This window comes from Mycolicibacterium cosmeticum (genome assembly GCF_000613185.1).
In the GTDB taxonomy this organism is placed as follows: Bacteria; Actinomycetota; Actinomycetes; order Mycobacteriales; family Mycobacteriaceae; genus Mycobacterium; species Mycobacterium cosmeticum.
The window spans coordinates 496,451-521,306 of record NZ_CCBB010000002.1 but is presented as its reverse complement, the minus strand read 5'-3'; the positions used below and the strand labels follow the sequence as shown (position 1 = coordinate 521,306).

At 70.6% G+C, this 24,856-nt stretch carries 24 protein-coding genes; 3 read left to right on the top strand and 21 right to left on the bottom strand.

The window, feature by feature from the left end:
• Nucleotides 1-4: 4 nt before the first annotated feature.
• Nucleotides 5-787 carry a decaprenylphospho-beta-D-erythro-pentofuranosid-2-ulose 2-reductase gene (locus BN977_RS17745; RefSeq protein WP_051561614.1) on the bottom strand — a complete coding sequence of 261 codons (783 nt, stop codon included), beginning with the start codon at nucleotides 785-787 and terminating at the stop codon, nucleotides 5-7.
• A 35-nt stretch (nucleotides 788-822) separates the two neighbouring features.
• On the opposite strand from BN977_RS17745, the gene BN977_RS17740 reads away from it, so the two are divergent.
• On the top strand, nucleotides 823-1,257 hold the full coding sequence (locus BN977_RS17740) for a F420-dependent biliverdin reductase (protein WP_036399901.1): 435 nt from the start codon (nucleotides 823-825) through the stop codon (nucleotides 1,255-1,257).
• 20 nt (nucleotides 1,258-1,277) lie between these two features.
• Here BN977_RS17740 and BN977_RS17735 read toward each other — a convergent pair whose 3' ends face one another.
• Nucleotides 1,278-2,423, bottom strand: coding sequence for a M24 family metallopeptidase (locus BN977_RS17735; RefSeq protein ID WP_024455772.1), 1,146 nt, complete (start codon nucleotides 2,421-2,423; stop codon nucleotides 1,278-1,280).
• Nucleotides 2,424-2,433: 10 nt separating this feature from the next.
• Entirely contained in the window at nucleotides 2,434-2,829 is a 396-nt protein-coding gene (locus BN977_RS17730) for a VOC family protein (protein WP_036399900.1), read from the bottom strand.
• 21 nt (nucleotides 2,830-2,850) lie between these two features.
• On the opposite strand from BN977_RS17730, the gene BN977_RS17725 reads away from it, so the two are divergent.
• A complete protein-coding gene (locus tag BN977_RS17725) occupies nucleotides 2,851-3,816 on the top strand; it encodes a 5'-3' exonuclease (protein WP_268817619.1) in 966 nt (321 codons plus the stop codon).
• Between the two features lie 76 nt (nucleotides 3,817-3,892).
• Here the strand turns inward: BN977_RS17725 and BN977_RS17720 are convergent, their stop codons facing one another.
• The 12 genes from BN977_RS17720 to BN977_RS17665 all read right to left on the bottom strand — a co-directional run bounded on the left by BN977_RS17720 (nucleotide 3,893) and on the right by BN977_RS17665 (nucleotide 15,919).
• On the bottom strand, nucleotides 3,893-4,663 hold the full coding sequence (locus BN977_RS17720; protein ID WP_024453509.1) for a DUF4333 domain-containing protein: 771 nt from the start codon (nucleotides 4,661-4,663) through the stop codon (nucleotides 3,893-3,895).
• A gap of 77 nt (nucleotides 4,664-4,740) precedes the next feature.
• Entirely contained in the window at nucleotides 4,741-7,470 is a 2,730-nt protein-coding gene (locus tag BN977_RS17715; RefSeq protein WP_036399895.1) for a DEAD/DEAH box helicase, read from the bottom strand.
• Nucleotides 7,454-8,404 (bottom strand): twin-arginine translocase subunit TatC, encoded by a 951-nt coding sequence (gene tatC, locus BN977_RS17710; RefSeq protein ID WP_024453511.1) that lies wholly within the window; start codon nucleotides 8,402-8,404, stop codon nucleotides 7,454-7,456. Before tatC ends, BN977_RS17715 begins: the two co-directional genes overlap by 17 nt.
• Before the next feature lie 55 nt (nucleotides 8,405-8,459).
• The gene (gene tatA / locus BN977_RS17705; RefSeq protein ID WP_024453512.1) at nucleotides 8,460-8,702 is read right to left on the bottom strand and encodes a Sec-independent protein translocase subunit TatA; all 243 of its coding nucleotides are present in this window, start codon (nucleotides 8,700-8,702) and stop codon (nucleotides 8,460-8,462) included.
• A 30-nt stretch (nucleotides 8,703-8,732) separates the two neighbouring features.
• Nucleotides 8,733-9,686, bottom strand: coding sequence for a helix-turn-helix transcriptional regulator (locus BN977_RS17700; protein WP_024453513.1), 954 nt, complete (start codon nucleotides 9,684-9,686; stop codon nucleotides 8,733-8,735).
• Entirely contained in the window at nucleotides 9,683-10,711 is a 1,029-nt protein-coding gene (locus BN977_RS17695) for a helix-turn-helix transcriptional regulator (RefSeq protein ID WP_051561611.1), read from the bottom strand. Before BN977_RS17695 ends, BN977_RS17700 begins: the two co-directional genes overlap by 4 nt.
• 21 nt (nucleotides 10,712-10,732) lie before the next feature.
• Entirely contained in the window at nucleotides 10,733-11,029 is a 297-nt protein-coding gene (locus BN977_RS17690; RefSeq protein WP_024453515.1) for a hypothetical protein, read from the bottom strand.
• Complete coding sequence (locus tag BN977_RS17685) at nucleotides 11,029-11,778, bottom strand: SDR family NAD(P)-dependent oxidoreductase (RefSeq protein WP_036399892.1); 750 nt, start codon at nucleotides 11,776-11,778, stop codon at nucleotides 11,029-11,031. The genes BN977_RS17690 and BN977_RS17685 overlap by 1 nt, the downstream gene beginning before the upstream one ends.
• Nucleotides 11,779-11,798: 20 nt before the next feature.
• Nucleotides 11,799-12,569 carry an SDR family NAD(P)-dependent oxidoreductase gene (locus BN977_RS17680; protein ID WP_036399889.1) on the bottom strand — a complete coding sequence of 257 codons (771 nt, stop codon included), beginning with the start codon at nucleotides 12,567-12,569 and terminating at the stop codon, nucleotides 11,799-11,801.
• Nucleotides 12,566-13,915: an MFS transporter gene (locus BN977_RS17675; protein ID WP_036399887.1), complete on the bottom strand. Its 1,350-nt coding sequence runs from the start codon at nucleotides 13,913-13,915 to the stop codon at nucleotides 12,566-12,568. Before BN977_RS17675 ends, BN977_RS17680 begins: the two co-directional genes overlap by 4 nt.
• A 105-nt stretch (nucleotides 13,916-14,020) precedes the next feature.
• On the bottom strand, nucleotides 14,021-14,920 hold the full coding sequence (locus BN977_RS17670) for a polysaccharide deacetylase family protein (RefSeq protein WP_036399884.1): 900 nt from the start codon (nucleotides 14,918-14,920) through the stop codon (nucleotides 14,021-14,023).
• A 27-nt stretch (nucleotides 14,921-14,947) separates the two neighbouring features.
• Complete coding sequence (locus BN977_RS17665) at nucleotides 14,948-15,919, bottom strand: asparaginase (protein ID WP_036399881.1); 972 nt, start codon at nucleotides 15,917-15,919, stop codon at nucleotides 14,948-14,950.
• Between the two features lie 213 nt (nucleotides 15,920-16,132).
• Here BN977_RS17665 and BN977_RS17660 point away from each other — a divergent pair, with 213 nt between their 5' ends.
• Nucleotides 16,133-17,164, top strand: a complete 1,032-nt coding sequence (locus BN977_RS17660; protein WP_234709623.1) for a LacI family DNA-binding transcriptional regulator — start codon at nucleotides 16,133-16,135, stop codon at nucleotides 17,162-17,164.
• Between the two features lie 3 nt (nucleotides 17,165-17,167).
• On the opposite strand, the gene pafA is transcribed toward BN977_RS17660, so the two are convergent.
• The 6 genes from pafA to BN977_RS17630 all read right to left on the bottom strand — a co-directional run bounded on the left by pafA (nucleotide 17,168) and on the right by BN977_RS17630 (nucleotide 24,856).
• Nucleotides 17,168-18,526 carry a Pup--protein ligase gene (pafA, locus tag BN977_RS17655; protein ID WP_024453522.1) on the bottom strand — a complete coding sequence of 453 codons (1,359 nt, stop codon included), beginning with the start codon at nucleotides 18,524-18,526 and terminating at the stop codon, nucleotides 17,168-17,170.
• Nucleotides 18,527-18,590: 64 nt separating this feature from the next.
• Nucleotides 18,591-19,223 (bottom strand): FHA domain-containing protein, encoded by a 633-nt coding sequence (locus BN977_RS17650; RefSeq protein WP_036399875.1) that lies wholly within the window; start codon nucleotides 19,221-19,223, stop codon nucleotides 18,591-18,593.
• Complete coding sequence (locus BN977_RS17645) at nucleotides 19,223-20,518, bottom strand: vWA domain-containing protein (RefSeq protein ID WP_036399873.1); 1,296 nt, start codon at nucleotides 20,516-20,518, stop codon at nucleotides 19,223-19,225. The genes BN977_RS17650 and BN977_RS17645 overlap by 1 nt, the downstream gene beginning before the upstream one ends.
• Nucleotides 20,515-21,516: a PP2C family protein-serine/threonine phosphatase gene (locus BN977_RS17640; protein ID WP_036399871.1), complete on the bottom strand. Its 1,002-nt coding sequence runs from the start codon at nucleotides 21,514-21,516 to the stop codon at nucleotides 20,515-20,517. The genes BN977_RS17645 and BN977_RS17640 overlap by 4 nt, the downstream gene beginning before the upstream one ends.
• Nucleotides 21,513-23,714 (bottom strand): serine/threonine-protein kinase, encoded by a 2,202-nt coding sequence (locus tag BN977_RS17635; protein WP_051561609.1) that lies wholly within the window; start codon nucleotides 23,712-23,714, stop codon nucleotides 21,513-21,515. Before BN977_RS17635 ends, BN977_RS17640 begins: the two co-directional genes overlap by 4 nt.
• The gene (locus BN977_RS17630) at nucleotides 23,711-24,856 is read right to left on the bottom strand and encodes a hypothetical protein (RefSeq protein WP_036399865.1); all 1,146 of its coding nucleotides are present in this window, start codon (nucleotides 24,854-24,856) and stop codon (nucleotides 23,711-23,713) included. Before BN977_RS17630 ends, BN977_RS17635 begins: the two co-directional genes overlap by 4 nt.

The following is a 24,856-nucleotide window of genomic DNA, read 5'->3' as shown; positions in this document are numbered from 1 at the left end:
GCGCTCATCGCGGCAACCTGCGCCAAATGGCTTGCGGCACCAGCCGGGTCGCGAAGATCAACGGCCGGATCGCTGCCGGCACCCACACCGCGCCCTTACCCCGGGCCAGCGCCCGCGCCGTCGCCTCGGCCACCTGGCCGGGCGTGCTCGCCAGCGGGGCCGGCTCCATGCCCTCGGTCATGTGACCGATCACGAATCCCGGACGCACGATGAGCACGTGGACGCCGGTGCCGTGCAACGCGTCGGCCAGGCCGCTGGCGAACCCGTCCAGGCCGGCCTTGGCCGACCCGTAGACGTAGTTGGCGCGGCGCACCCGCGCACCGGCGATCGACGAGAACACCACCAGCCGCCCGCTCCCGCGGGCCCGCATCGTCGAGGCCAGCACGGTGAGCAGGCTGACCTGAGCCACGTAGTCGGTGTGCACGACGGACACCGCATGCGCCGGATCCGCTTCGGCGCGCCGCTGGTCCCCGAGCACACCGAACGCCAACACGGCCGTGCCGATCGGACCGACCTCGGCCTCGATCGCCGCGACCAACGCCGGATGCGCGGCGGTGTCGTCGGCGTCGAACTCGCGGACCACCACGGCGGTGGCGCCGGCCGCTTTCAGCGCGGCGACCTGCTCGCCGAGGTCGTCGGCGCGCCGCGCGGCCAGCACGACGGTGTTCCCGGAAGCCAGCCGCACGGCCAGCTCCAGGCCGATCTCGCTGCGGCCGCCGAAGATCACCACGGGACCTGAGGTGGGCGCCCGGGTCGCTTCGCCCCAGCCCGCCGGTGTGTCCTTCATGGCAGCGATTATGGCCTGCGCTAGCGTGGACCCCGATGGCTACTTCCGGTCGCAAGGCGACGACGCGACTGACCAACGATGCCCTGGCGTTCCTGACCGAGCGGCATCTGGCCATGCTGACCACCCTGCGTGGGGACAATTCACCACACGTGGTGGCCGTCGGCTTCACGTTCGACCCCAAGACCCATATCGCCAGAGTGATCACCACGGGCGGCTCGCAGAAGGCCGTCAACGCCGCCGAACGCGGTGTCGCGGTGCTCAGCCAGGTCGACGGTGCACGCTGGTTGTCCCTGGAGGGCACGTCCACCGTCAGCGCCGATCCCGACGACGTGCGCGACGCCGAGCTGCGCTACGCCCAGCGGTACCGCACCCCGCGGGTGAATCCGCGCCGGGTGGTCATCGAGGTGCGCGTGCAGCGCGTGCTGGGCTCCTCGGGTCTGCTGGACCGCGGCGACACCGACGACGACTAGAGCGTCACCGGCCCGATCGGTCAGACGGGCACCACGATCAGTTCGTGCGGGCGGTTGTTCACCGACTCGGCCCCGTGTTCGGTGACGACGACGATGTCCTCGATGCGGGCGCCCCATCGGCCCGGGAAATAGATTCCGGGCTCCACCGAGAAGGTCATCCCCGGTTCCAGCGTCAGGTCGTTACCCGCGACGATGTAGGGCTCCTCGTGCACCGACAGGCCGATGCCGTGGCCGGTCCGATGCACGAACACCTCGGCCAGCCCCTCGTCGGCCAGCACGTCGCGCGCCACCGCATCGACGGCCGCCGCGCTCATCCCGGGCCGGATCGAGGCGACGGCCTCGGCCTGGGCTCGCTGCAGTACCGCGTACTGCCGGGCCACCTCCGGCTCGGGCTCACCGAGGCTGTAGGTGCGGGTGGAATCGGAGTTGTAACCGGGCTCGTAGGGCCCACCGATGTCCACCACGACGATGTCGCCCGCGCGCAGCTCTCGGTCCGAGCATTCGTGGTGCGGGTCCGCCCCGTTGGGACCGGAGCCCACGATGATGAACGCTGCCTCCGAATGGCCTTCGGCCACAATGGCTTCGGCGATGTCGGCGGCCACGTCGGCCTCGGTGCGGCCCGGCACCAGGAACTCCGGAACCCGGGCGTGCACCCGGTCAATCGCCGCACCGGCCTTGCGCAGCGCGTCGATCTCGGCCGCGTCCTTGATCATCCGCAGCCGGCGCAGCACATCGGTCGCCAGCACGGGCACGGTGCCCAGCAGGTCGGCCAAGGGCAGCAGGTGCAGGGCGGGCATGGAGTCGGTGACGGCGGCGAGCCGCCCATCGGGTACGGCGGCGAGAGAGCCCGGCAACGCGTCGGCCACCAGCTGGTACGGGTTCTCCCCGTCGACCCAATCCCGCACCGTCACACCCAGATCCGGCACGGCCGACTCCTTGAGCGAGGCCAGCTCCAGGCGCGGCACCACGATCGTCGGCACCGACCCGTCGGCCGGCAGCACCAGCGCGGTGAGCCGCTCGAACGTCTGCGCGCGCGACCCGACCAGATACCGCAGGTCATAGCCGGGGGTGATGACCAGCCCGGCCAGGCCGGCCTCGGCGGCACCGGCCGCGGCGATCCGAAGCCGTTGGGCGTACACGTCGGTGCTGAAGCGGCTGGAGTGCATGGCGTCGAGGTTAGTGGGCGGCCCGATAGGTGGCGACCTCGACCAGGTTGCCCTCCGGGTCCCGGCAATAGTGCGAGGTCATCGGCCCGAGCGCGCCCGTCTTGGCGACCGGTCCCGCGGTGATCTCGACCCCGCAGGAGCGCAGGTGCGCGCCGATCTCGGCGGCGTCGGCGTCGGCGATGAAACACAGGTCCAGCGAGCCCGGCACATCGGCGTCGGCGGTCACCCAGTCGGCCGCCCCGGTGGGGCGCACGTTGAGTTTCTGCCCACCGAACAGCAGCGCGGTCCGGCCGTCGCCGAACTCTTCCCGGCGCATGCCCAGCACCCGGACGTACCAGTCGATGGTGGCGGCGGTGTCACGGCAATTGAGCACGACGTGGTCGATGCGATCGACGGTGAAGGTCATGCCTCACGCTACTGTCAGGCCGTGCTGCACGACGACAATCCCGGCCCGGTCCTGCTGCTCGACGGCGCCAGCATGTGGTTCCGATCGTTCTTCGGGGTGCCGTCCTCGATCACCGCACCGGACGGTCGGCCGGTGAACGCGCTGCGCGGTTTCCTGGACAACATCGCCGCCCTGGTCACCGCGCACCGGCCGCGGCGGCTGGTGGTGTGCCGTGACGACGACTGGCGGCCGCAGTGGCGGGTCGATCTGATCCCGTCGTACAAGGCACACCGGGTCGCGGTGCCGGAGCCGGCGGGCACCCCGGACATCGAGGAAGTGCCCGACGAACTCACGCCGCAGGTCGACATGATCATGGCGATGCTGGATGCCTTCGGGATCGCGACCGCGGGCGCGGCCGGGTACGAGGCCGACGACGTGCTGGGCACGTTGGCCGCGCGGGAACGACACGACCCGGTGATCGTGGTCAGTGGCGATCGCGACCTGTTGCAGCTGGTCGGCGACGACCCGGTCCCGGTGCGGGTGTTCTACATCGGGCGCGGGCTGGCCAAGGCCACCCTGTTCGGCCCCGCCGAGGTCGCCGAGACCTACGGCGTGCCGATCGACCGGGCCGGACCGGCGTACGCCGAACTGGCGCTCATGCGTGGCGACGCGTCCGACGGGTTGCCCGGGGTGGCCGGCATCGGCGAGAAGACCGCCGCGACCCTGCTGGCGCGATACGGGTCGCTGGCCGCGATCGTGGCCGCGGCGACCGATCCGCGCTCGGCGTTGCCGGCGGCTGCGCGCAAGAAGCTGCTGGCGGCCGCGGACTACATCACCGCGGCCGAGCCGGTGGTCCGGGTCGCCACCGACGCGGCGGTGACGATGTCGACGCCGACCGACACGCTTCCACTGGCCGCGGCCGACCCGGCCCGGGTGGCCGAGCTGGCCGGCGAGTTCGGGGTGACGTCGTCGATCGGCCGGCTGCAGAAGGCGCTGGACAGGCTGTAACCGCCGAACAGACACCGACTCCCGCATTCCTCGACGGGAATGCGGGAGTCGGTGTCTGTTCGCGGGCGGCGCGGGCCTACTTGGGTCGGCCGACCTCGTAGGTGCCCTTGTCGTCCTGGAAGGTCACCGTGACCTGACGCTTGGTGCCGTCGATGCTGACGACGCACTCGAAGCTGTCGCCCTTCTTCACCGTCGGGCTGTTGCCGTCGTTGCAGGTGACGTCCTTGACGTTCTTGGCGCCGTATCCGTTGGCCTCGTCGGTCAGGATCTGCTGCACGCCGGTCTGGGCCGCGTTGACGTCGAGTTTGGTGGTGACGAACCAGCCCGGCTTCCAGAAGCCGAGCACCAGGACCACCGCGACGATGACCGCGGCGAGCAGGCCGACGACCCCACCGATGACGGCGAGGGACTTCTTGGAGCTCTCCTCGGCCGGGACCGGGCCGCCGTACGGCGAGTACTGCTGGTCGTACGGACCGGGCTGGCCGTATTGCTGGGGCTGTCCGTACTGCTGCGCGGCCGGGTCGTACTGCTGCGGCTGGCCGGGGGGCGGGCCGTACTGCGGGTAGCCCTGCGGGGCGTAGGCGGTGGGCTGACCGTACTGGTCGGGCTGCGGCGGGTACTGCTGCGGGTTGTACTGCGGCGGCACCGGCTGGGCGGGCTGCTGGTACTGGGGGTACTGCGGGGTCTGGTATGCCGGCGGCTGCCAGGCCGGTGCCTCGGTGGTGGGCTGCTGCTCGGGCGTGGACGGCGGCTGCCAAGCATGCTGCTCGCTCGGCGGCTGTCCGCCGGACTGCGGCTGCTGACCCGGCCACGCCTGCGTCGGGTCAGATCCCTGCGGTCCGCTCATGTCTCTCCTTGGTTGAGGTCCGTTGGCAACACAGTACCGTTTCGGGTCGGTGAGCAGGCGGAACCGTTGTGTCGCAGCTACGCGGTGTCGATGTCCACCACACCGCGGCGGATCGCGCTGATCGCACGCTTGGCGGTGCTGCGCAGGGCGGCATCGGGCGCGGCGTTGCGGACCTGGTCCAGCAGGTCGAGCACTTGACGGCACCAGCGCACGAAATCACCTGCGGACAGCGGTGATCCGTTGCCGTTGACGTCGGAGGCCAGCAGCGCGGCGGTCAGGTCGCCGGTGGTGGCCCACCGGTAGATGGCCGCGACGAACCCGTCGTCGGTTTCCCGGCTGGGGGCGATGCGGTGCCGGGTCTCGTCGGCGCGCAGCTCCGAGGAGATCCGGCGGGTGCCGGTCAGTGCGCGGCGCAGGGCGGCCGTCGGGATGTCGAACCCTTGCGGCGCCGGGCCGTCACCGCGGGATTCGAACAGCACCGCCGACAGCACCGCGGCCAGTTCGGCGGCGTCCAGGCCGTTCCAGGTGCCGGTGCGCAGGCATTCGGCGACCAAAAGGTCGCTCTCGCTGTAGATCCGGGCCAGAAGCCGGCCGTCGTCGGTGACCGCGGTCGCAGCCCCACGGCCCCGGATGAAACCGCGCTCGGTGAGCAGCACCAGGATGCGGTCGAAGGTGCGGGCCAGTGAGTTCGTCGCGGCGGAGACCTTCTGTTGCAACTGCGCGTTGTCGCGTTCGATGCGCAGGTACCGTTCGGCCACCCGGACCCGCTCTTCGCGGTCGGGCGCCGAATGGACCGGGTGGCGGCGCAGTTGGTCACGCAGGACGGTCAATTCGGGATCGACATCGCGTTCGCCTGCCGGACCGCGCTTGCCCGAGGGCATCCGCAGCCCGGCCGCGGCCGACCGCAGTGCCGACGCCAGATCGCGCCGCACCCGGGGCTGACGATGTTCGACGCGTTTGGGCAGGCTCATCGACCCCAGCGGTGCCGAGGCTCCCGAATAGTCGGCCGACGAGATCCGGCCCGCCCAGCGGTGTTCGGTGAGGATCAACGGGCGGGGGTCGTCGGCGTCCTGGGCAGGCTCGAGCACGACGGCCAGGCCGCCACGCCGGCCCTGGCTGATGGTGATGATGTCGCCGCGGCGCAGACCGGCCAGCGCGTCGTCGGCCGCCTTGCGCCGTTGCAGCCGCGACGCCCTGGACTGGGCGCGTTCCCTGGCCGAGATGTCCGCGCGCAGCCGGGCGTACTCCAGCACCTGATCGTCGCCCAGCTCCTTGGCGATGTCGGCCATCATCTTCTCGCCGCGGCTGATACCCCGCACCAGCCCGACCACCGAGCGGTCGGCCTGGAACTGCGCGAAGGAACGTTCCAGCAACTTGCGGCCCTGCTCCGGGCCGAGCTGGCTGACCAGGTTGATCGTCATGTTGTACGACGGGGCGAACGAGCTCTTGAGCGGGAAGGTGCGGGTGCTTGCCAGACCGGCGACCTCGGCGGGTTCGGCCGAGCTGTCGCGCGGATCCCACAGCACCACGGCGTGCCCCTCGACGTCGATGCCGCGGCGCCCGGCCCGGCCGGTCAGCTGGGTGTACTCCCCCGGTGTCAGCGGCGCGTGCTGCTCGCCGTTGTACTTCACCAACCGTTCCAGCACCACCGTGCGGGCCGGCATGTTGATACCCAAAGCCAGTGTCTCCGTGGCGAACACCGCCTTGATCAAGCCGGCGGTGAACAACTCCTCGACGGTGTGCCGGAACACCGGCAGCATGCCGGCATGGTGGGCGGCCAGCCCCCGCAGCAACCCTTCGCGCCACTCGTGATAGCCCAGCACCACCAGGTCGGATTCGGCCAGATCGGCGCACCGGCGGTCGATGACCTCGGCGATGCGGGCCCGCTGTTCCTCGTCGGTGAGGCGCAACGACGAACGCAAGCACTGTTTCACCGCGGCGTCGCAGCCGGCCCGGGAGAACACGAACGTGATCGCCGGCAGCAGGCCCTCGGCGTCCAGGGTGCTGATCACCTCGGGGCGGGTCGGCATCCGGCTCAGGCTCGGGCGGGCGTTCTGGCGGCGGCCGCCCGAGCGCTCGCGCCCGCGGGACGGCTGCCAGTCGGCCAGCCGGTCGGCCTCGCGTCGGTGGGCGATATGCCGCAGCAGTTCCGGGGCCACCAGCGTGTGGTCGGTGCCCTGGAAGAGGTCGAACAACCGCTTGCCGACCATCATGTGCTGCGACAGCGGAACGGGGCGGTGCTCGTCGACCACGACGGTGGTGTCACCGCGGACCGTCTGGATCCAGCCGCCGAATTCCTCGGCATTGCTCACCGTGGCCGACAGGCTGACCAGCCGGACCTCTTCGGGCAGGTGCAGGATCACCTCCTCCCACACCGCGCCGCGCATCCGGTCGGCCAGGAAGTGCACCTCGTCCATCACCACGTGGGAAAGGCCGTGCAGCGCCGGGGAATCGGCATACAGCATGTTGCGCAGCACCTCGGTGGTCATCACCACCACCGGCGCGTCACCGTTGATCGCCTGATCGCCGGTGAGCAAGCCGATGCGCTCCGCTCCGTAGCGCTGCACCAGGTCGGCGTGCTTCTGATTGCTCAGCGCCTTGATCGGCGTGGTGTAGAAGCACTTGCGCCCGGCCGCCAGCGCGAGATGCACCGCGAACTCGCCCACCACGGTTTTCCCCGCACCGGTCGGGGCGCACACCAGCACGCCGTGCCCGGCCTCCAGGGCCGTGCAGGCCTTGATCTGGAACCCGTCCAGTCCGAAGGGCAGTTGTGCGGCGAACGCACTCAGCTCAGGTGGCGTCGTCATCAACCGGTGAGGATGCCGACGACACGGCGGTCGGCGGCTCGATGGGTTCGGCCGCACCGATCGGGGCGGCCTCGTCGTCGGGAACCTCCTCCAGCGCCGCGCGGCGCGCCTTCTGCCGGTCGTGCAGGCGGGCGATCTGGATGGCGAATTCCAGCAGCACCGTCAGGGCGCACGACAGCGCCAGCATGGAGAACGGATCCGAACCCGGGGTGGCGAAGGCGGCGAACACGAACAAGCCGAAGATCAGCCCGCGCCGCCACGCCTTGAGCTTGTCGTAGCTGAGCACGCCGATCATGTTGAGCATGATGATCAGCAGCGGGAATTCGAAGCTGATGCCGAACACCAGCAGCAGGTTGATCAGGAAACCGAAGTACTGATCGCCGTTGAGCGCGGTCACCTGCACGTCGCTGCCGACGGTGAGCAGGAAGTCCAGCGCCTTGGCCAGCACCACATACGCCAGCACCGCACCGGTGATGAACAGGGCGGCGCCGAACCCCACGAACAGCATCGCGAAGCGGCGTTCCTTCTTGTACAGGCCGGGGGTGATGAACGCCCAGATCTGGTACAGCCACACCGGGCAGGCCAGGACCACGCCGGCGGTCAGCGCGACCTTGAGGCGCAGCATGAACTGGTCGAAGGGTGCGGTGGCCAGCAGCCGGCACGCACCGTCGGCCGAGATCGAGGCCCGCGCCGACGGCGGCAGCGCACAGTACGGGCCGCGCAGCCATTCGCCCAGGCTGTGGAAGCCGAAGAACCCGTGCGTGTACCAGAAGAAGCCCAGCGTGGTGGTGACGACGACGGCCGCCATCGCGATCAGCAACCGGTTGCGCAGTTCGGCCAGATGGTCGACGAGCGACATCGTGCCGTCGGGGTTGACCCGGGCCCGGCGCTGCCGCGGGTCGAGCTTCTTGAAGATTCCGGGCTTCGGTGACATGTCTGGGCACGCCTAAAGCCGCGGCATCAGGCCGCGGCGGACTGGCGCGATGGCCTCAGGCCGGCCGTTTGTCGGAGGTCTGCTCGGGCGCGGGAGTGTCGACCCGCTCCGAGGTGATCGGCTTGGCCGGTTCGGTGGAGTCGGAATGCGACTCGGCCTGCATCTCTTTGATCTCCGACTTGAAGATCCGCATCGACTTGCCCAGCGAGCGCGCCGCGTCCGGCAGCTTCTTGGCGCCGAACAGCAGGACGAACACCGCGATGACGATCAACCAATGCCAGGGTTGAAGACCGCCCATTCAGTCACCTCCAAAAGATTGACGCCGAGTCTACCCGTCTTCGTAGGCGCGCAGTGCCGCCGCGGCCGACTCGCGCACCCGGGCCGCCAGCGCCTCCGGCGCCAGCACCCGTACCGCCGAGCCGAAACCCAGCACAAAGCGGGCCATCCAGGCGTCCGAGGCGTAGGTCATGGCCGCCTCGAACGACCCGCCGGGCAGCTCGCGCAGCACGCGCAGCGGGTAGTAGTCGAACATCCAGGCGGCCGACCGGTCGATCAGCAGTGTCGCCGACGGCAGCGCGGGGTCGGCGTCGAACAGCGAGGTGTCGGGCTCGGCAGCCACCGCCGGCTCGGGTGGGGTGGCCGGTTCGTCGAGCACCTCGGCGCGCACGATCCGGTCGAACCGGAACAGTCGCACGCCTTCGGCGGACCGGCACCAGGCCTCCAGGTAGCTGTTGTCGCCGACCAGCACCACCCGGATGGGGTCGACGGTGCGCACCGACACCGCATCGTGGGAGGCCGAGTGGTACTCGATCGACAGCGCGCGCCCGGTGCGCACCGCGGCCCGCACGGCCGCCGCGGCGGCGTTCTCCACCGGCGTGGGATCCGGGTGTTCGCCGAGGACCGCGAGTTGCTCCCCGGCCGCCGACTCGATCTTGGCGATCGCGCTGCGCGCGGCCTCGGGGTCGACCATGCCGGGCACGTCGAGCAGTGACCGCAGCGCGACCAGGATGCCGGTGGCCTCCGGTGAGGTCAGCCGCAGCGGCCGGTCCACCCCGGCGGAGAACGTCACCTCGACGGTGTCGTCGGTGAAGTCGAAGTCGATGAGATCGCCGGGGCTGTAGCCGGGCAGCCCGCACATCCACAGTTGCGCGATATCCGCGTCGAGTTGTTTTCGGGACACGCCCAGGGCGGCCGCGGCCTCCGATCGGGTGACCTTCGGGTTGGCCTTGAAATACGGCACCATGTTGAGCAGCCGGACGAGCCGCTCGGACACTTGACTCACGCGCGATCCGCCTCCGGCTTCTCGCTGGACGTCACTTGCCCTCCGACCCCCGCCTGGGCCCGCAACCGGCTCACCACATCCTCACGTAACGCCTGCGGCTCCAACGCCACCGCGTCACAGCCGTAGCCGGCGATCTCCCTGGCCAGCCGGTCGGACATGCCGATATCGACGGTGATCACCTCGCCGGAACGGCCACCGAAGCTCTGCGGCTGGGTGTGGGTGGCCTGCCGGCGCAGCGCCGTGGCCCGGCCGTCGGCGATCCACACCCGGGCCTGCTCCCCCGTCGGGACCTCCGACACCACCCGGGCCACCAGCGCGCGCAGATTCACCCCGGCCGGCTTGTGCACCGCGCCCGGCGGGCCGACCGGCACCGGCACGCTGCCGATCCGGGACAGCCGGAAGGTCCTGGTGTCGTCACGGTCGCGGTCGTGCCCGACCAGATACCAGCGGCCCCGGTGGGTCACCACACCCCACGGCTCGACGGTGCGGGTCAGGAACGGCTCGCTGCGCGCCGGGCGGTGGTCGAACTGGACCGCGTGCCCGGAATCGATGGCGGACAACAGAACTCGCAGTACCTCCTCGGAGCCGCGCAGCCCGGGCAGGTTCGCCGTCGAGGTGATCGCCACATCGGCGTCGGCGTCGACGTCCACCCCGGCGGCCCGCAGCTTGAGCACCGCGCTCTGCGTCGCGGTGACCAGTTCCGGCGATTGCCACAGCTGGGTCGCCACCGCCACCGCGGCGGCCTCGTCGGCGGTCAGCTGCACCGGCGGCAGCGCGTACGCGTCACGGTTGATCCGGTACCCCTCGGTTGGGTCGAAGGCGGACACCCGGCCGGTCTCCAGTGGGATGCCCAGGTCGCGTAGCTCGTTCTTGTCCCGCTCGAACATCCGGGAGAACGCCTCATCGCTGGGGCTGTCCGCGTAGCCGGCGACCGAGCTGCGGATCTTCTCCGCGGTGAGGTAGTTACGGGTGGCCAGCAGCGCGATGACCAGGTTCATCAGCCGCTCGACCTTGGATGTCGCCACTCGGCACAGCTTAGCGGGGGTTCACCCGGCTTCCGGTGCGGCGCTCCGGTCCACCGCGGCCGCGGCGTCGAGCAACCGGGTCTGCGCGACGGTGCGTGCCACCCCGTGCCGATGCAGCGCGTCGACCAGCTGACCGAACGTGCGGCAGACGGTGACCCGCCCGGTGCGGTCGGTCACCGTCCACGCGCGCTCGGCGACCCGGACGGTGAGCCCCGGGCGCAGCCGCGCCGCCGTCGCTGCCACCGCGGCGCGCCGCCGCGGACCGGAGATCCGTGCCGCCATCGGGTCGTGCGGGCCGCCGCCGCATCCGCCGCACATCAGGGCATCACGTCACCGGAGTTGGGCCCGAGCACCTGGCCGACGAACAGGTTGCCGCCCGGATCGGAGCCCAGCAGCACGGCGGTCGGCGCCACCTCGTCGGGGGTGCCGAACCGGCCCAGCGGCAGATCGGATCGCTTGGCCGCCTTCCAGTCGTCGTCGATCCCGGCCAGCAGCGGCGTCTCGATGGGCCCGGGAGCGATCGCGTTGACCAGCACCCCGCGTGAGGAGACCTCCAGCGCAAGGGATTTCGTCATCGCGATGACACCGGCCTTGGCGGCCGCGTAATGGGCCAGCGATGCGCCGCCCTTGATGGCCAGCTGGGAGGCGACGTTGACGATGCGGCCGCCGCCGCGCGCCAGCATGCCGGCCAGCACCGCCCGGTTGAGCAGGAAGACGCTGGTGAGGTCGATGTGCAGGGTCTCCTTCCACTGTGCCAAGGTCATGTCGGCCAGCGAGGATTGGGTCAGGATGCCGTGCGAGGTGACCAGGATGTCGATGCGGCCCAGCGCCTCCTCGGCGGCGGCGATCACCGCGGCCACCTGATCCTCGTCGGTGGCATCGAGGACCAGGCCGGCGTCGGCGCCGAGCTCGGCCGCGACAGCGCCGACGCCGGCGTCGCGGTCGGCGAGGATCACCCGGGCGCCGGCGGCCAGATAATGCGCGGCGATGGCGCGGCCGATACCGCTGGCGGCGCCCGTCACCACGGCCGTCCGCCCACTCAGCAGGTCGGTGTGCGGGATGCTCATGTGTCTCTCCTCGAGTCGGGTCAGTCGCGCATGGCGACGGTCAACGCCCCGTCGACGATGATCGCCTGACCGCTGACGTAGGACGCACCGGCGCCGGCCAGGAAGGCCGCGACGGCGGCCACCTCTTCGGGCCGGCCCACCCGGCCGGCCGGGATGTAGCCGCCTGCCTGCCGAAGCCCTTCCGGTCCAAGGGAATTGACGGCGTCGAGGGACTGCGGCGTCTCGATCAGCCCGGGGATGATGGCATTGGCACGGATACCGCGCGGGCCGAATTCGACGGCCAGGCTGCGCACCAGGCCGATGACACCGGCCTTGGCGGTGGCGTAGTGCGCGTGTTCGCCCCACCCGTAGACACCCCCGGCGATCGAGGACACCGCCACGATCGAGCCACCGGCGCCGAGGTGGCGGACGGCGGCCCGCGCGGTGCGCATGACCCCGTGCAGGTCGACCGACAGCACGTCCCCCCATTGGTCGTCGGTCATCGCGGCGAACGGGGCGGCGCGCAGGATGCCGGCATTCGCGATCGCGGTGTCCAGCCGGCCCCACCGTTGCACGGCCTGCTCGACGAACCCCTCGACCGAGGCCGTGTCGCGGACGTCCACCTCGATGACGGCGCCGTCACCGCCGGCCTGCCGCACCGCGGCCAGGGTGCGTTCCGGGTCGTGTGGATCACCGGCGAAACTGCCGATGCCGACCCGGTATCCGGACGTGGCCAGCGCCACGGCGGTGGCGGCGCCGATGCCCGATGCGGCACCCGTGATGACGGCGACCGGCGCCGCTGCGGCCGTCACGCCGCGGCCTTCTCGGCGTCGCCGACCGGAGCCACGGTGCGGGCGAACAACACCGCGACCGCGGAGAGGACCGCGCCGACGGCACCGACGTACAGCGCGGCGGCCGAATACGGCACCGCCGCGGCGGTCAGCGCGGTCAGGATGAATCCGGCGACGATCGCCCCCGGTTGGCTCATCGCGCCGATGAACGAGCTGCCGGTGGCCCGGCATTCCACGGCGAAACACTCGGCCTGGAAGAACAGGATGGCCGCGTACGGACCGAGCAGGAAGAACAGCCCCATCATGTACGTGACGATCACGTAGACCGGCGTGCTCGGACCGAGCAGCATGGCCGCGAAGAAGCCACCGGACAGCAACCAGCCGACCGCAATCGTGTTGCGCCGCCCGAACCGGTCACCGGCCCAGCCGTGCGCAAGATAGCCCAGCGCGCCGACCAGGTTCGACACCACCACCATCAGCAGGGTGTTCGACGCGTCGATGCCCTTCCCGGTTTCCAGCACGGTGGTCCCGAGCACCGAGAACGTCTGAATGGCAAACCAATTGAACAGCCAGGCGACCGACAGCACGACGGTGTTGCGTAGATGGACACCGTGGAAGATGCGCCGGAACGGTGCGGCGGTCTCCTGGTCGACATCGTGCGCGGCGGCCAGCCGGGCCGCGCCCGCCGCGTCGCCGTCCTTGCGCAGCTTGCGGATGCGTTGTTGCAGTTCGAATTGCGGGCTCTCGCGCAGGGTCCGGCACAGCAGCGCCACCAGGATCGCCGGAACGGTGGCCAGCAGGAAGGCCAGCCGCCAGGCGTCGGCGCCGAAGACCGCGCTCACCACCGCGACGAACCCGGCCGCCAGCAGCGCGCCCAGCGGCCACCCGGTCTGCACCATCGAGTAGACGAATCCGCGGTTGCGCCGGACCTTTTCGTCCTCGGTCAGCTCGTAGAGCTCGTTGAGGTAGGTGGCGTTGACGGATTGTTCGGCCAGCCCGAGTCCGCTGATGGAGCGCACGCCGATCAGCGAGGCGGCCCCTGCGGTGGCGGCAGTGGCCGCCGAGGAGGCCGCGGTGCCGGCGACCGAGATGATCATCCCGCGGCGCCGGCCGAGCTTGTCGACCATGGGACCGACGCCCAGCACCACGACGGCGGTTCCCACGCTGACCAGTGTGGAGACCAGCAGGGCGTAGCTGGTGCTCCAGCCGAACGACTCCTCGATTCTGGGCAGCAGCGTGCCGAACAGGATGAAGTCGTAGACCGCGATGGTCCAGGCCAGGAACGCGATGCCGCTGGCGCGGCGGGTCTCGCGGGCCGAAACCCGCCGTAGTGTTGGTTTTTGGGTGTCTTCGGGCGCGGGGTTCATACTGGAGGTCCTCCGGTGGGTCGTGCGGATGGTTGACGTGGGCTGCATCGGTGGGCCGGGTCGGGGTGTCGGGTCGCAATCGCCACCCCGGCTCCGGTGTTGGGACTAGGTGACCGGGTTTCGCGGCCGGCGGGCCAGGAAGTCGTCGGCGATCGCGTCGAACGTGGTCCAGGTGACGCCGGCGTGCGTGTTGATGTGTTCGATCAGGCGTTCCAGCATGAGCAGTACCTGCGGACGTCCGGACACATCCGGGTGGATGGTGAAAGTGAAGACGGCATAGTCGGATTCGCGATACACCCAATCGAATTGATCGCGCCACATCTCCTCGATGTGCCGCGGGTTCACGAAGCCGTGGCTGTTGGGGCTGGTCTTGATGAACATCATGGGCGGCAGGTCGTCGAGGTACCAGCTGGCCGGGATCTCGACGAGGTCGGTTTCGGTGCCGCGGGTCAGCGGTTTCATCCACGCCGCGGCGGGCTTGTCGTAATCGATGGGCGTCCACTCGTCGCCGACGCGCACGTAGTAGGGCTCGAAGTCGCGGTGCATCAGCGAGTGGTCGTACTTGATACCGCGCTCGATCAACAGTTCGTTGGTGACCCTGCTGAATTCCCACCACGGCGCGACGTAGCCGGTGGGCCGCCGGCCCGCCCTGGTGGTGATGAGATCGATGCAGTAGTCCAGGATGTCGGACTCCTGCTGGCGGCTCATCGCGATCGGGTTCTCGTGGCTGTAGCCGTGCAGCCCGATCTCGTGCCCGGCGGCCACCACCTCGTCGAACTGGGCGGGGAAGGTCTCGATCGAGTGGCCGGGCCAGAACCATGTGGTGCGCAGGCCGTAGCGGTCGAACAGCCGGTTGAGGCGGGGCACCCCGACCTCACCGGCGAAGACGCCGCGGGAGATGTCCCCGGGTGACTCCTCGCCACCGTACGAGCCGAGCCACCCGCCCACGGCGTCGACGTCGACGCCGAAGGCCACAAAGATGTTCTTGCCGGATCCGTTGGTCATGTTGATGATTCCTTTCGACGATGACGGTTATGCGTAGGTCGGAAGTGCCGCCCTGACCGCTGCCGGGGACCGATCCCCCGACAACAGCAGCGCCAGCACGATCCGGGCTTGTGATGCCGGCAGTCCCACCGCGACGGCGCCCGCGGCCACCAGATCGCTGCCGCCGCCGGCCCCGTACACGGGCAGCACCGGCCCGGCCGCGACCCGGGTGGCCAGCGCCACCACCACGCCGTCGGCGACCAGGTCGGCCACGGCGTCGGCGACACCGGGCGGGGCGTTGCCGATTCCCATGCCGGCCAACACGATTCCGCGGGCACCGGCCCGGGCGGCGGCCCGCAGGAGGGTGTCGTCACCACCGGGATAGGCCGCGACGATGTCGACCCGGACGGCGCCGAACGCCGCGCCCGGGTGGGACAGGACGGGCGGCCGGGCCGGCACGCTGTGCATGGTGACCCTGCGGGAATGCACCACCCCGGCGGTGCCGGCCGGATTGCCGAACGCCGCAAGGTCGACGGTGTGGGCCTTGCGCACACCGCGGGCGGCGAAGACCGACCCGGCAAACACCACCAGCACGCCGTGTCCGCGGGCGGCCGGATCGGCGGCGACGGCCACCGCGTCGCCGAGATTGCGGGGTCCGTCGGTGTCGGGGATATCGGCGGCGCGCTGCGCGCCGGTCAGCACGACCGGCCGGTCGTCGGCATGCAGCAGATCCAGCAGCATCGCCGTCTCTTCCAGCGTGTCGGTGCCGTGGGTGATCACCACACCGTCCACGTCCGCCCGCGCGGCGGTGCGGGCCACCTCGTCGGCGACGCAACGCATATCGGCCAGCGACATCCGGTACGAGCCGACCCGCAGCAGGTCATGCGCCTCGATGGTGATGCCGTCACCGGTTTCGACACCGGCCAGCACGGCCGTCGCGTCGTCCACCGCGACGACGGCGTCCGGGGTGCTGCGCGACGAGATGGTGCCACCGGTGGTGAGGACAACAACGTGAGGCAACTGAAGAAAACCCGTTCCGTAGTGGGGAGACGACCGGCTGCCAGCCGGCTCCCGGCCAATGAAACACCACCCCGGGCGTTTACACAATCGTTTGGGCCAATCGTTTGTGTAAACTCCGTGAAACATGGTGATCCGCCGCCGTTAAGGTGTGAGCTGCACCGTGTGAGCTGCACAGTGGACCGATGGGCCGAGCCGGCGCTCGAGGAGGTAGCGATGACCGACCCAGGCGTATCGGCCGCGGGCCGGCTCGCCCCCGTCACGCTGCGGATGATCGCCGAAGAGGTGGGCGTGAGCGCGTCCACGGTGTCACGGGTGCTCAAGGCCGACGGGGACGCCGCGCACCGCTGGGCGTCGGCCCAGACCGTGGCGCGGATCAGGGAATGCGCCGCGTCCAGGGCCTACCGGCCGAATCCGCACGCGGCCAGCCTGCGCACCGCCAAATCGGGTCTGGTGGGCGTGCTGGTGCCCCGGTTGCAGGATTTCGTGTTGGCCACCATCTACGAGGGCATCGAAGAGGCCGCGACGGACAACGGCTACTCGACGTTCGTCACCAACTCGCTCGACGACCCGGCCAACAAGGTGTCCCGGACGGACATGATGTTGCAGCGCCGCGTCGAAGGGATGATCTTCGGCGACGCCCACCACGACGATCCCCTGCTGGCCGACCTGGCCGCCCGGGGTGTGCCGTTCGTGCTGGTGTCCCGCCGCTCGGGTACGCATCTCTCGGTCACCTGCGACGATCTGCTCGGCGGCCGGTTGGTGGGCCGGCGGCTGGTGGACGCCGGCCGGCGCGATCTCGGCGTGCTGGCCGGTCTGCCGTTCGCGTCCACGGCCATCGAACGCACCAAGGGCGCGGTGGACGCCTTCGCCGAGGCCGGCCTGCAGGTGCCCGACGACCGCATCGTGTGGGGACCGTTCGACGCCGCCGGTGGCCGGCAGGCCGCGGAGAAGCTGTTGGCCGGTGAGCCGTACCCGGACGCCATCTTCGCCACCAACGACTTCGCCGCGATCGGCGCGCTGGGCGTGCTGCGCGACCGCGGCCTGCGCGTCCCGGAGGACGTTGCGCTGATCGGCTACAACGACATTCCGATCGCCGCCGAACTGCCGACACCGCTGACCACCGTGCACTCGCCCATGCACCAGATGGGGCGCCGCGGGGTCGAATTGCTGATCGACATCCTGGGCGGCGGCACACCCGAATCGGAGCGGCTGACCCCGACCCTGGTGGTGCGCGACTCGGGCTGAGCGCTACATGCTCGCAATCAGGCGCTTGACCCGCTCGTCGACCGACCGGAACGGGTCCTTGCACAACACCGTGCGCTGGGCTTGGTCGTTGAGCTTCAGGTGCACCCAGTCGACGGTGAAGTCGCGGCCGGCTTCCTGTGCGGCACTGATGAACTCGCCGCGCAACTTGGCCCGGGTGGTCTGCGGCGGAGTGTTCACCGCGGCCTCGATCTCCTCGTCGGTGGTGACGCGGGCGGCCAGCCCCTTGCGCTGCAGCAGGTCGAACACCCCGCGGCCGCGTTTGATGTCGTGATAGGCGAGGTCGAGCTGGGCGATCTTCGGGTCCGACAGCTCCATGTCGTAGCGGTCCTGGTAGCGCTGGAACAGTTTGCGCTTGATCACCCAGTCGATCTCGGTGTCCACCTTGGCGAAATCCTGGCTCTCCACCGCGTCGAGCTGGCGGCCCCACAGGTCGACGACCTGCTCGACCTGCGGGTTGGATTCCCTGGTCTGCAGGTACTCGACGGCGCGGCCGTAGTACTCGCGCTGGATGTCCAGCGCGCTGGCCTGCCGGCCGCCGGCCAGCCGGACCGGCCGGCGCCCGGTCAGGTCGTGGCTGACCTCACGGATGGCCCGGATCGGGTTGTCCAGCGAGAAGTCCCGGAAGGCCACCCCGGCCTCGATCATCTCCAGCACCAGCGAGGCGGTGCCCACCTTGAGCATGGTGGTGGTCTCGCTCATGTTCGAATCACCGACGATGACGTGCAGCCGGCGGTACTTCTCGGCGTCGGCGTGCGGCTCGTCGCGGGTGTTGATGATGGGCCGGGACCGGGTGGTGGCGCTGGAGACGCCCTCCCAGATGTGCTCGGCGCGCTGGCTCAGGCAGAACGTCGCCGCCTTGGGGGTCTGCAGCACCTTGCCCGCACCGCAGATCAGCTGGCGGGTCACCAGGAAGGGCAGCAGCACATCGGAGATCCGGGAGAACTCCCCCGCGCGCACGATCAGGTAGTTCTCGTGGCAGCCGTAGGAGTTGCCCGCGGAGTCGGTGTTGTTCTTGAACAGGTAGATGTCGCCGCCGATGCCTTCGTCGGCGAGCCGCTGTTCGGCGTCGATCAGCAGATCCTCGAGCACGCGCTCACCCGCCCGGTCGTGGGTGACCAGCTGTGCCAGGTTGTCGCACTCGGCGGTGGCGTACTCCGGATGCGAGCCCACGTCGAGGTACAACCGGGCCCCGTTGCGGAGAAAGACGTTGGAGCTGCGGCCCCAGGACACCACCCGCCGGAACAGATAGCGGGCAACCTCGTCCGGGCTGAGCCGACGATGACCGTGGAAAGTGCAGGTCACGCCAAATTCGGTCTCGATACCCATGATCCGTCGCTGCACACAATCGAGCTTACGGGGTGGGTCTCGGTAAAGGTGGGTAAGACTCCCCAAGTCGTCCCCACCGCTAAGTCGTCCGCACCACGGTGATGGTGGTCCACGCCCCGACGTGGATGCGGTCGCCGTCGGCCAGCGCGATCTCCTGCCCCTGCGGCAGCCGGTCGTCGCTGCCGTTGAGGCTGGTGCCGTTGGTGGAGCCGATGTCGGTGATGGTCAGGCCGCCGTCGCGCAACCGCAGCACGGCGTGTTGGGTGGACACCCCGCGGTCGACCGGGTGCAGGGCCAGGTCGATCTGGGGGTCGACCCCCTTGTCCGGGTTGCGCCTGCCGATCAGGGTGACGTCCTGGTCCAGCGGGATGCGGCGTTGCGGGAAATAGTCCGGGAAGTCGACGGTGTCCGGGCCCTCGCGGGCCAGCACCCGCTGATAGAACTCCGGATCGGCGGCGACGACGGCGGTCCAGGTGACCGCGGGCGCGGACGCTGCGGCATCGGGCGGGGGTGCGTCGGGTGCCGGCAGCGCCGAATCGTGGCCGCACGCCTCACAGAACCGGCCGCTGATCGGCGCCCCACACGCCGGGCACTGCGCCGCAGGGGCCGGCGCCGGCGGCGGGGCCGGTGGCACCGGGTCCCCGATCGGTGACCCGCACACATCGCAGAAGTCGGCGGTGGCCGACGTATGTCCCTCGACGCAGGTCGGCATCAGCTGTCCCCCGCTTCCTTGCGTACCCGTGCGGTCTTGGTCGACCGCGCATCGAGTGCCATCTCGTCGGCCGCGGCCACCTCGCGGCGCAGCGCCACGGTGCCGGTGCGCTCGTCCACCTCGACGACGCCGCGCAGCAGTTTCGCGGTCCCGGAGTTGCCGGACTCCATCGCGAGGTCCATGGCCCGTTGCAGCCGGGCGGTGGCGGTCTTGACGTCGCCTTCCTTACGCGCGCTCAGACCCTCCTGCACGGCCTGGGCCAGCTCGGCCTGACCGGTGTAGTGCGCCACCCGGCGGCTGATCACCGCCGACAGCGAGGTATCGGCCGTCCACACCGCCTTCACCAGTCCCTGCCCCAGAATCTGTTCACCGGCAACGACACTCACGCGCGCCGCGAGTTTCTCTCGGCCCACGTCGGCGGGCTCGACCTCCACCTGGATGTGGTAGTCGCGTTCCTCGGCGCCCCAGGAGCCCAGCGGATACTCCCCCACCTGCGCGCCCGCCTCGGCCCGGCGCGCGGTGAGGTCCTCGACGGTGGGAGCCACCTGTTTGACGAAGGCCACCCGAGCACCCGCCGGCGTCCACAACCGCAGGGTCAGCCCGGCGATCGACTTGCTCATCGAGGTGCGCATCATGGCGGCGAAATCGTCGGCCAGATCCTCCGGGTCGGCCACGATGTCGACGGTGCCCAGCAGTGCCGAGGAGATCGCGCGCAGCTCGTCGACCTGCCAGTCGGTGCCCACGCCGCGGCAGTCGCAGGTGAATTCGCCCTCGGCCAGACCGATCTGCTCGCCGAGCGCCTCCGGGGTTTCGTGCTCGTTCTTGCCGTCGGTCAGCAGGATGGCGTGGATGATCGCGCCGGGATGGGCGGCGACCACCCCGCGCACATGCGCCAGCCAGGTGCCCATCGCGGTACCCCCCTTGGGCCGCAACGCGTCCACCGCCCGTAACGCCTCGGCCCGGGTGGCCGCCGACGCCGGGACCGGCCAGCCGTCCGGCGGGTAGACGTAGGTGGCGCGTTCGGTGCCGGCGATGATCGTGAAGTAGGTGCCGTCGACCAATTCCCCGATGGCGGCCGCGGTGGCCCGCTTGGCCTCGTCGAATTTGGTGGCCGGCGATCGCATCGAGGTGGAGCAGTCGATGATGATCGCCTCCACCCGGTCGGTGGCGTCGGCGACGGCGATACCGTCGGGCACCGTGACGCTGACGATGGCATCCACCGTCCCGGAACCCTCGGCGATGTAGTGGTTGTGGTCGACGTCAACCGAAATGCCCTGCGGTCCAGCATTACTCATGACGATCCTCCGATCGGGATGACGGCCACCGTGATGTTGTCGGCGCCGCCGGCGGCCAACGCATGGTCGGTCAGCGCCCGCGCCGCGGTCACCGCGTCGGTGCGGACGCAGATGTCGCGCAGCGCGTCGGGCTCGGGCAGGTAGTTCCACAGTCCGTCGCTGCACACCACCAGCGCACCGGGCCCGGTCACGGTGAGGGTGTGCACGCTGTGCGCGGTCCACGGCGTGGGCTCGGCGTCGGCACCGAGCCAGCGGGTCAATGTGTGGGCGCCGCGCAGCACCGCCTCGGACTGTGGCGCGGCACCCGCGGCGATCAGCTCCTGGGCCAGCGAGTCGTCGACGGTGAGCTGCCGCGCGACCGCGGGCGGCTCGGGCAGCCAGTAGGAGCGGCTGTCGCCGACATTGCCCACGGTCACCTCCGCACTGCCCTCGCCGGGCAGCACGATGACCGCGGTGAACGTGCACGAACCGGGGATCCCGGGACCGGCCGTCGGTGCCGCCGCTGCCGCGGCCAGCCCGGCATACATGGCGGCCACCGCGTCCCGCGAACCGGACAGCGCGTCGAGCATCGCCGCCACCGCCGCCTGCGCAGCCGCACCGGAGGCCACCTGAGGATTGACCGACGTCGACACGCCGTCACACACCACGACGGCGATCGCGTGCGGCCTGCCCCCGTCGGAGGCCGCGAGAATCCCCACCGCGCCGGCGTCCTCGTTGCGGGCGTGCTCGAGACCGCGGTCGGTGACCATCGCGACACCGCCGAGGCCCGCCTCGTCTCGGTCCGGTTCGGCCCGCAACTGACCACACACCGTGCAGTACCCGTCGGCACCCACCGCCGCACCACAGTCGGCACACGGCCCGACGGCGCGGCCGGGACGCGGGATGGCGACGGTGGTCGCGCCGGCCAGTGCCGCGCCACAACTCTCACAGAACCGGTCGGCAGGATGGGTGGGCTGCGCGCAGCGCGGGCAGCCGGTGCCGGGCAGCACCCCCGTCATACCCGGGTCCTCGGCCGGATCGCATTGGCCTGCTCCACGAACGCGATTCGGTCCCAGATGGTTCGGCTGCCCTGGGCCAGGTCGCGGTAACGCTGCTCCATCCCGCGCCGGATCCCGGCAATGTCGAACGGGTACCCGAGCAGTGTCGCGGCGGATCCGGTGTGGCCGGCCTGCAGCCAGCTCAGGGCCGCGCCCAGTACCTCCAGATCGATCTGCGCCCGTTTGGTGGCCGATTCGATGGTCAGCGCCGCGGCCCGGGCACCGGCGTCGGCCAGGGTCGGTTCGTCCAGATCCGCGGCGCCACGCCCGTCCAACAAGATCTCGATGGCGGTGGCGCCGGCGGCGGTGAAATACGCCGACGCCGACGGGACTTCGTCGAGTGCGGCGATCGCCGCGGCCCGGTCGCCGGCGCGGGCGCGCCGCCGCGCCAACCCGAATGCCGCGCTGACGTAGCCGTGGTCGGTGCGCCAGACGGTGTCGTAATACCTTGCCGCGGTGGCGTCCAGGGCGCCGCTGAGTTCGGCGACCGCGGCCAGCGCCAACTTCGGCGCCAGCTCACCGGGCAGGGTGGCCAGCACGGTGTCGAATTCCTGTGCGGCGCTGTCGAAATTGCCCTCCAAGACGGCGCACTGGCCGCGGTACCAGGACAGCCGCCAGTCCCCGGGAATCAGTGCGTCCAGCTTGGCCAGCCGCTTGCGCGCCGCCGCCGGCGCGCGCATCTCCAGATCGGCGCGGGCCAGGCGCAGCGGGATCTCCACCGAGTCCGCTGCGCCACCGGCCAGTTGCAGTGCCTGCTCCAGCTGGGCCGCCGGGGTACCGCTGGTGGTGGCCAACACCGCCGCACCCGGATCGGTGAGATCGACGCTGGGTACCGGAAGCGCGGTGATCACCTCGATCCGATCGGCCGGGGCGACCCTGCCGATGCCGAAGGCCCCGCGCTGCTGGCTGAAGTGCAGCGAGACCCGGGGTTCCGGGCGCGTACCGCCGGCCGCCACGATCTCGTACAACACCCCGGTGAGTTGGTCGGCCAGCTCGGCCATCGAGGAGAACCGGCAGGCCGGATCCGGATCGGTGGCCCGCTGCAGCGCCCGGTGCAACGACTCGTGGGCGGCCAGCACCGGCACCGTATCCGGGCCCGGCAGCTCGGCGACGAAATGGCCGTTCTGTTGCGGCACATCCATGACCAGCACGGCCAGCGTGCGGCCCACCGTGTAGACATCGCTGGCGACGGTCGGCCCGGTCCTGGCGATCTCGGGCGCCTGGTAGCCGATGGTGCCGTAGATCGCGCTGTCCTGATCGTCCATGGCGATGACCGCGCCGAGGTCGATGAGCTTGAGCTGCTCGTCGGTCTGCATCACGTTGTCCGGTTTGAAATCGCAGTAGGCCAGGCCCTGGCCGTGCAGGAAATCCAGCGCCGGGGCGATCTCGACGATGTAGGCGACCGCCTGATCCGGTGGCAGCGGACCGTTGTGCGCCTTGCGGATCTGTTTGAGTGACGTACCGCCGACGTACTCCATCACGATGAAACCGACCGGCACGCCGGACGGGCCGGGGTGCTGGACGAAGTTGTAGATCCGGACGATGCTCGGGTGCTCCACCTCCGCCAGGGCCAGCACCTCGGCGGCCGCGGCGGCCATCGCGTCCTTGTCGCCCGAGTTGAGCAGACCCTTGAGCACCACCCAGCGGTTGTGCACATTGCGGTCGATCGCCAGGTAGATCCAGCCCAGCCCACCGTGCGCCAGGCAGCCCTGTACCTCGTACTGGCCGGCCACCAGATCGCCGCGGGACAGCATGGGCACGAAGGAATAGCGGCTGCCGCAGGCGGTGCAGAACCCTTCGGGCCGTCCCGGCGCACCGTCGCGGCCGCGCCCGACGGGCTTGCGGCAGTCCGGGTTCCCGCAGAACCGGCTACCCTCGGGCACCTTGGGATCGACCATGATCGCCGCGGCCGGATCACCTTTGGGGATCCGGGGTATGGAGACCACCCCGGCACCCAGCCGGCCCCGCGCGCTGGCGGCCGATCGCGACGAGCCGCTCCGCGCGGTACGGGCCGAGCGCGCCGACGTGCTACCGGTGGTCCACGAAGGTGCTCCGGCCGCCGTGGCAGCCGATGGCTGCTGCAATGCCGGTGCGCTGCCACACACATCGCAATACCCGTCCATGACGGTGCCGCCGCAATCCGGCTCGGCACACTTCATCTGGCCGCCTCCCGCTTCTGGGCGAGGATCTGCTGGAAATCGGAGATCGCCCGGGTCACCTCGCGCAGATCGCACGGGCGCCGCGACAGCAGACCGGCCGCGATCCGGCCCGAGGCCAACAGATCCCGGTCCTCCCCCAGACCCAGCCGGGCGGCCTTGGTCTGGTAGACCTCCAGCCGGCCGGCGAGTTCGGCGCGCCGGTCCAGCAGCCCCTGGGCCAGACGTTCGTCCTCGTCGAGCACGCGCTGGGCTTCGTCGATGCGCCGCTGCAGGGCACGCAGTGCCGCAGGATCGACGGCGGTCAGCGCGGCCAGTTCGGCGCGCAGCCCCGGTTCGGCGTCCGGGTGGGAGGGCAGCGGTCCGCACAGCACGTGCCGGCGGGCCCGATCCCGAACCTGGCCGGCGCGCGCCACCGACGCACGCAGCCTGTCCAGCGCGCCCGATGTCTCCTGCACGGCAGCAACCCAATTGGAGCGCAGCTCGGCGAGCACGGCGAGCTCGGCCGCCTGTTTCTCGAAACCGACGGTGATGGCACGCACTCGCGTCTCGATGGCACCGGCCGACAGCGACAGCGGATCGGTCGCCGCGACCGCCAGCAGGTCGGCGACACCGGCGGGCTCGGGTGCGCCGACAGCGGCGATCCTGTCCTGCACCGCGGCGAGACCCTGCACCACCAGCGTGTTGATCCGATCCACCTCGTCCAGGAATTCGGCCACCGCCGGATAGGCGGCCCGCATCCGGTCGGCGGTATCGGCCAGGCCGACGTACTCGATCGCCTCGCCGGATCCGGTGAGCGACCGCCGGGCCAGCGGCACCCGTTCCCGGGACACCTCGAGCGGCCGTTCCAGCAGCCAGTGCGTGAGTTCGGCCCGGTCGGCGTCCGACGGCTTGGACCGGCGGGCCCGGATCGCGCGGGCACCGTCCAGGATCGCGGTCATCCGGCCCAGTTCCTCCCAGAGCTGCGAAATCGAGGCCTGCACCCCGGTCCAGCGTCGCGCGGTGACCCCGGTGGGTGGGTACAGCCGCACGTGCGACAACCCCGGATGGCCGTCCAGCTCCACCATCGTCGCCGACATCGCGGCGACTTCGGCTGCCCGCGTGGCCAATTCGCGGTCGATGGCTTCGGTGCTCAGTGCGGTCAT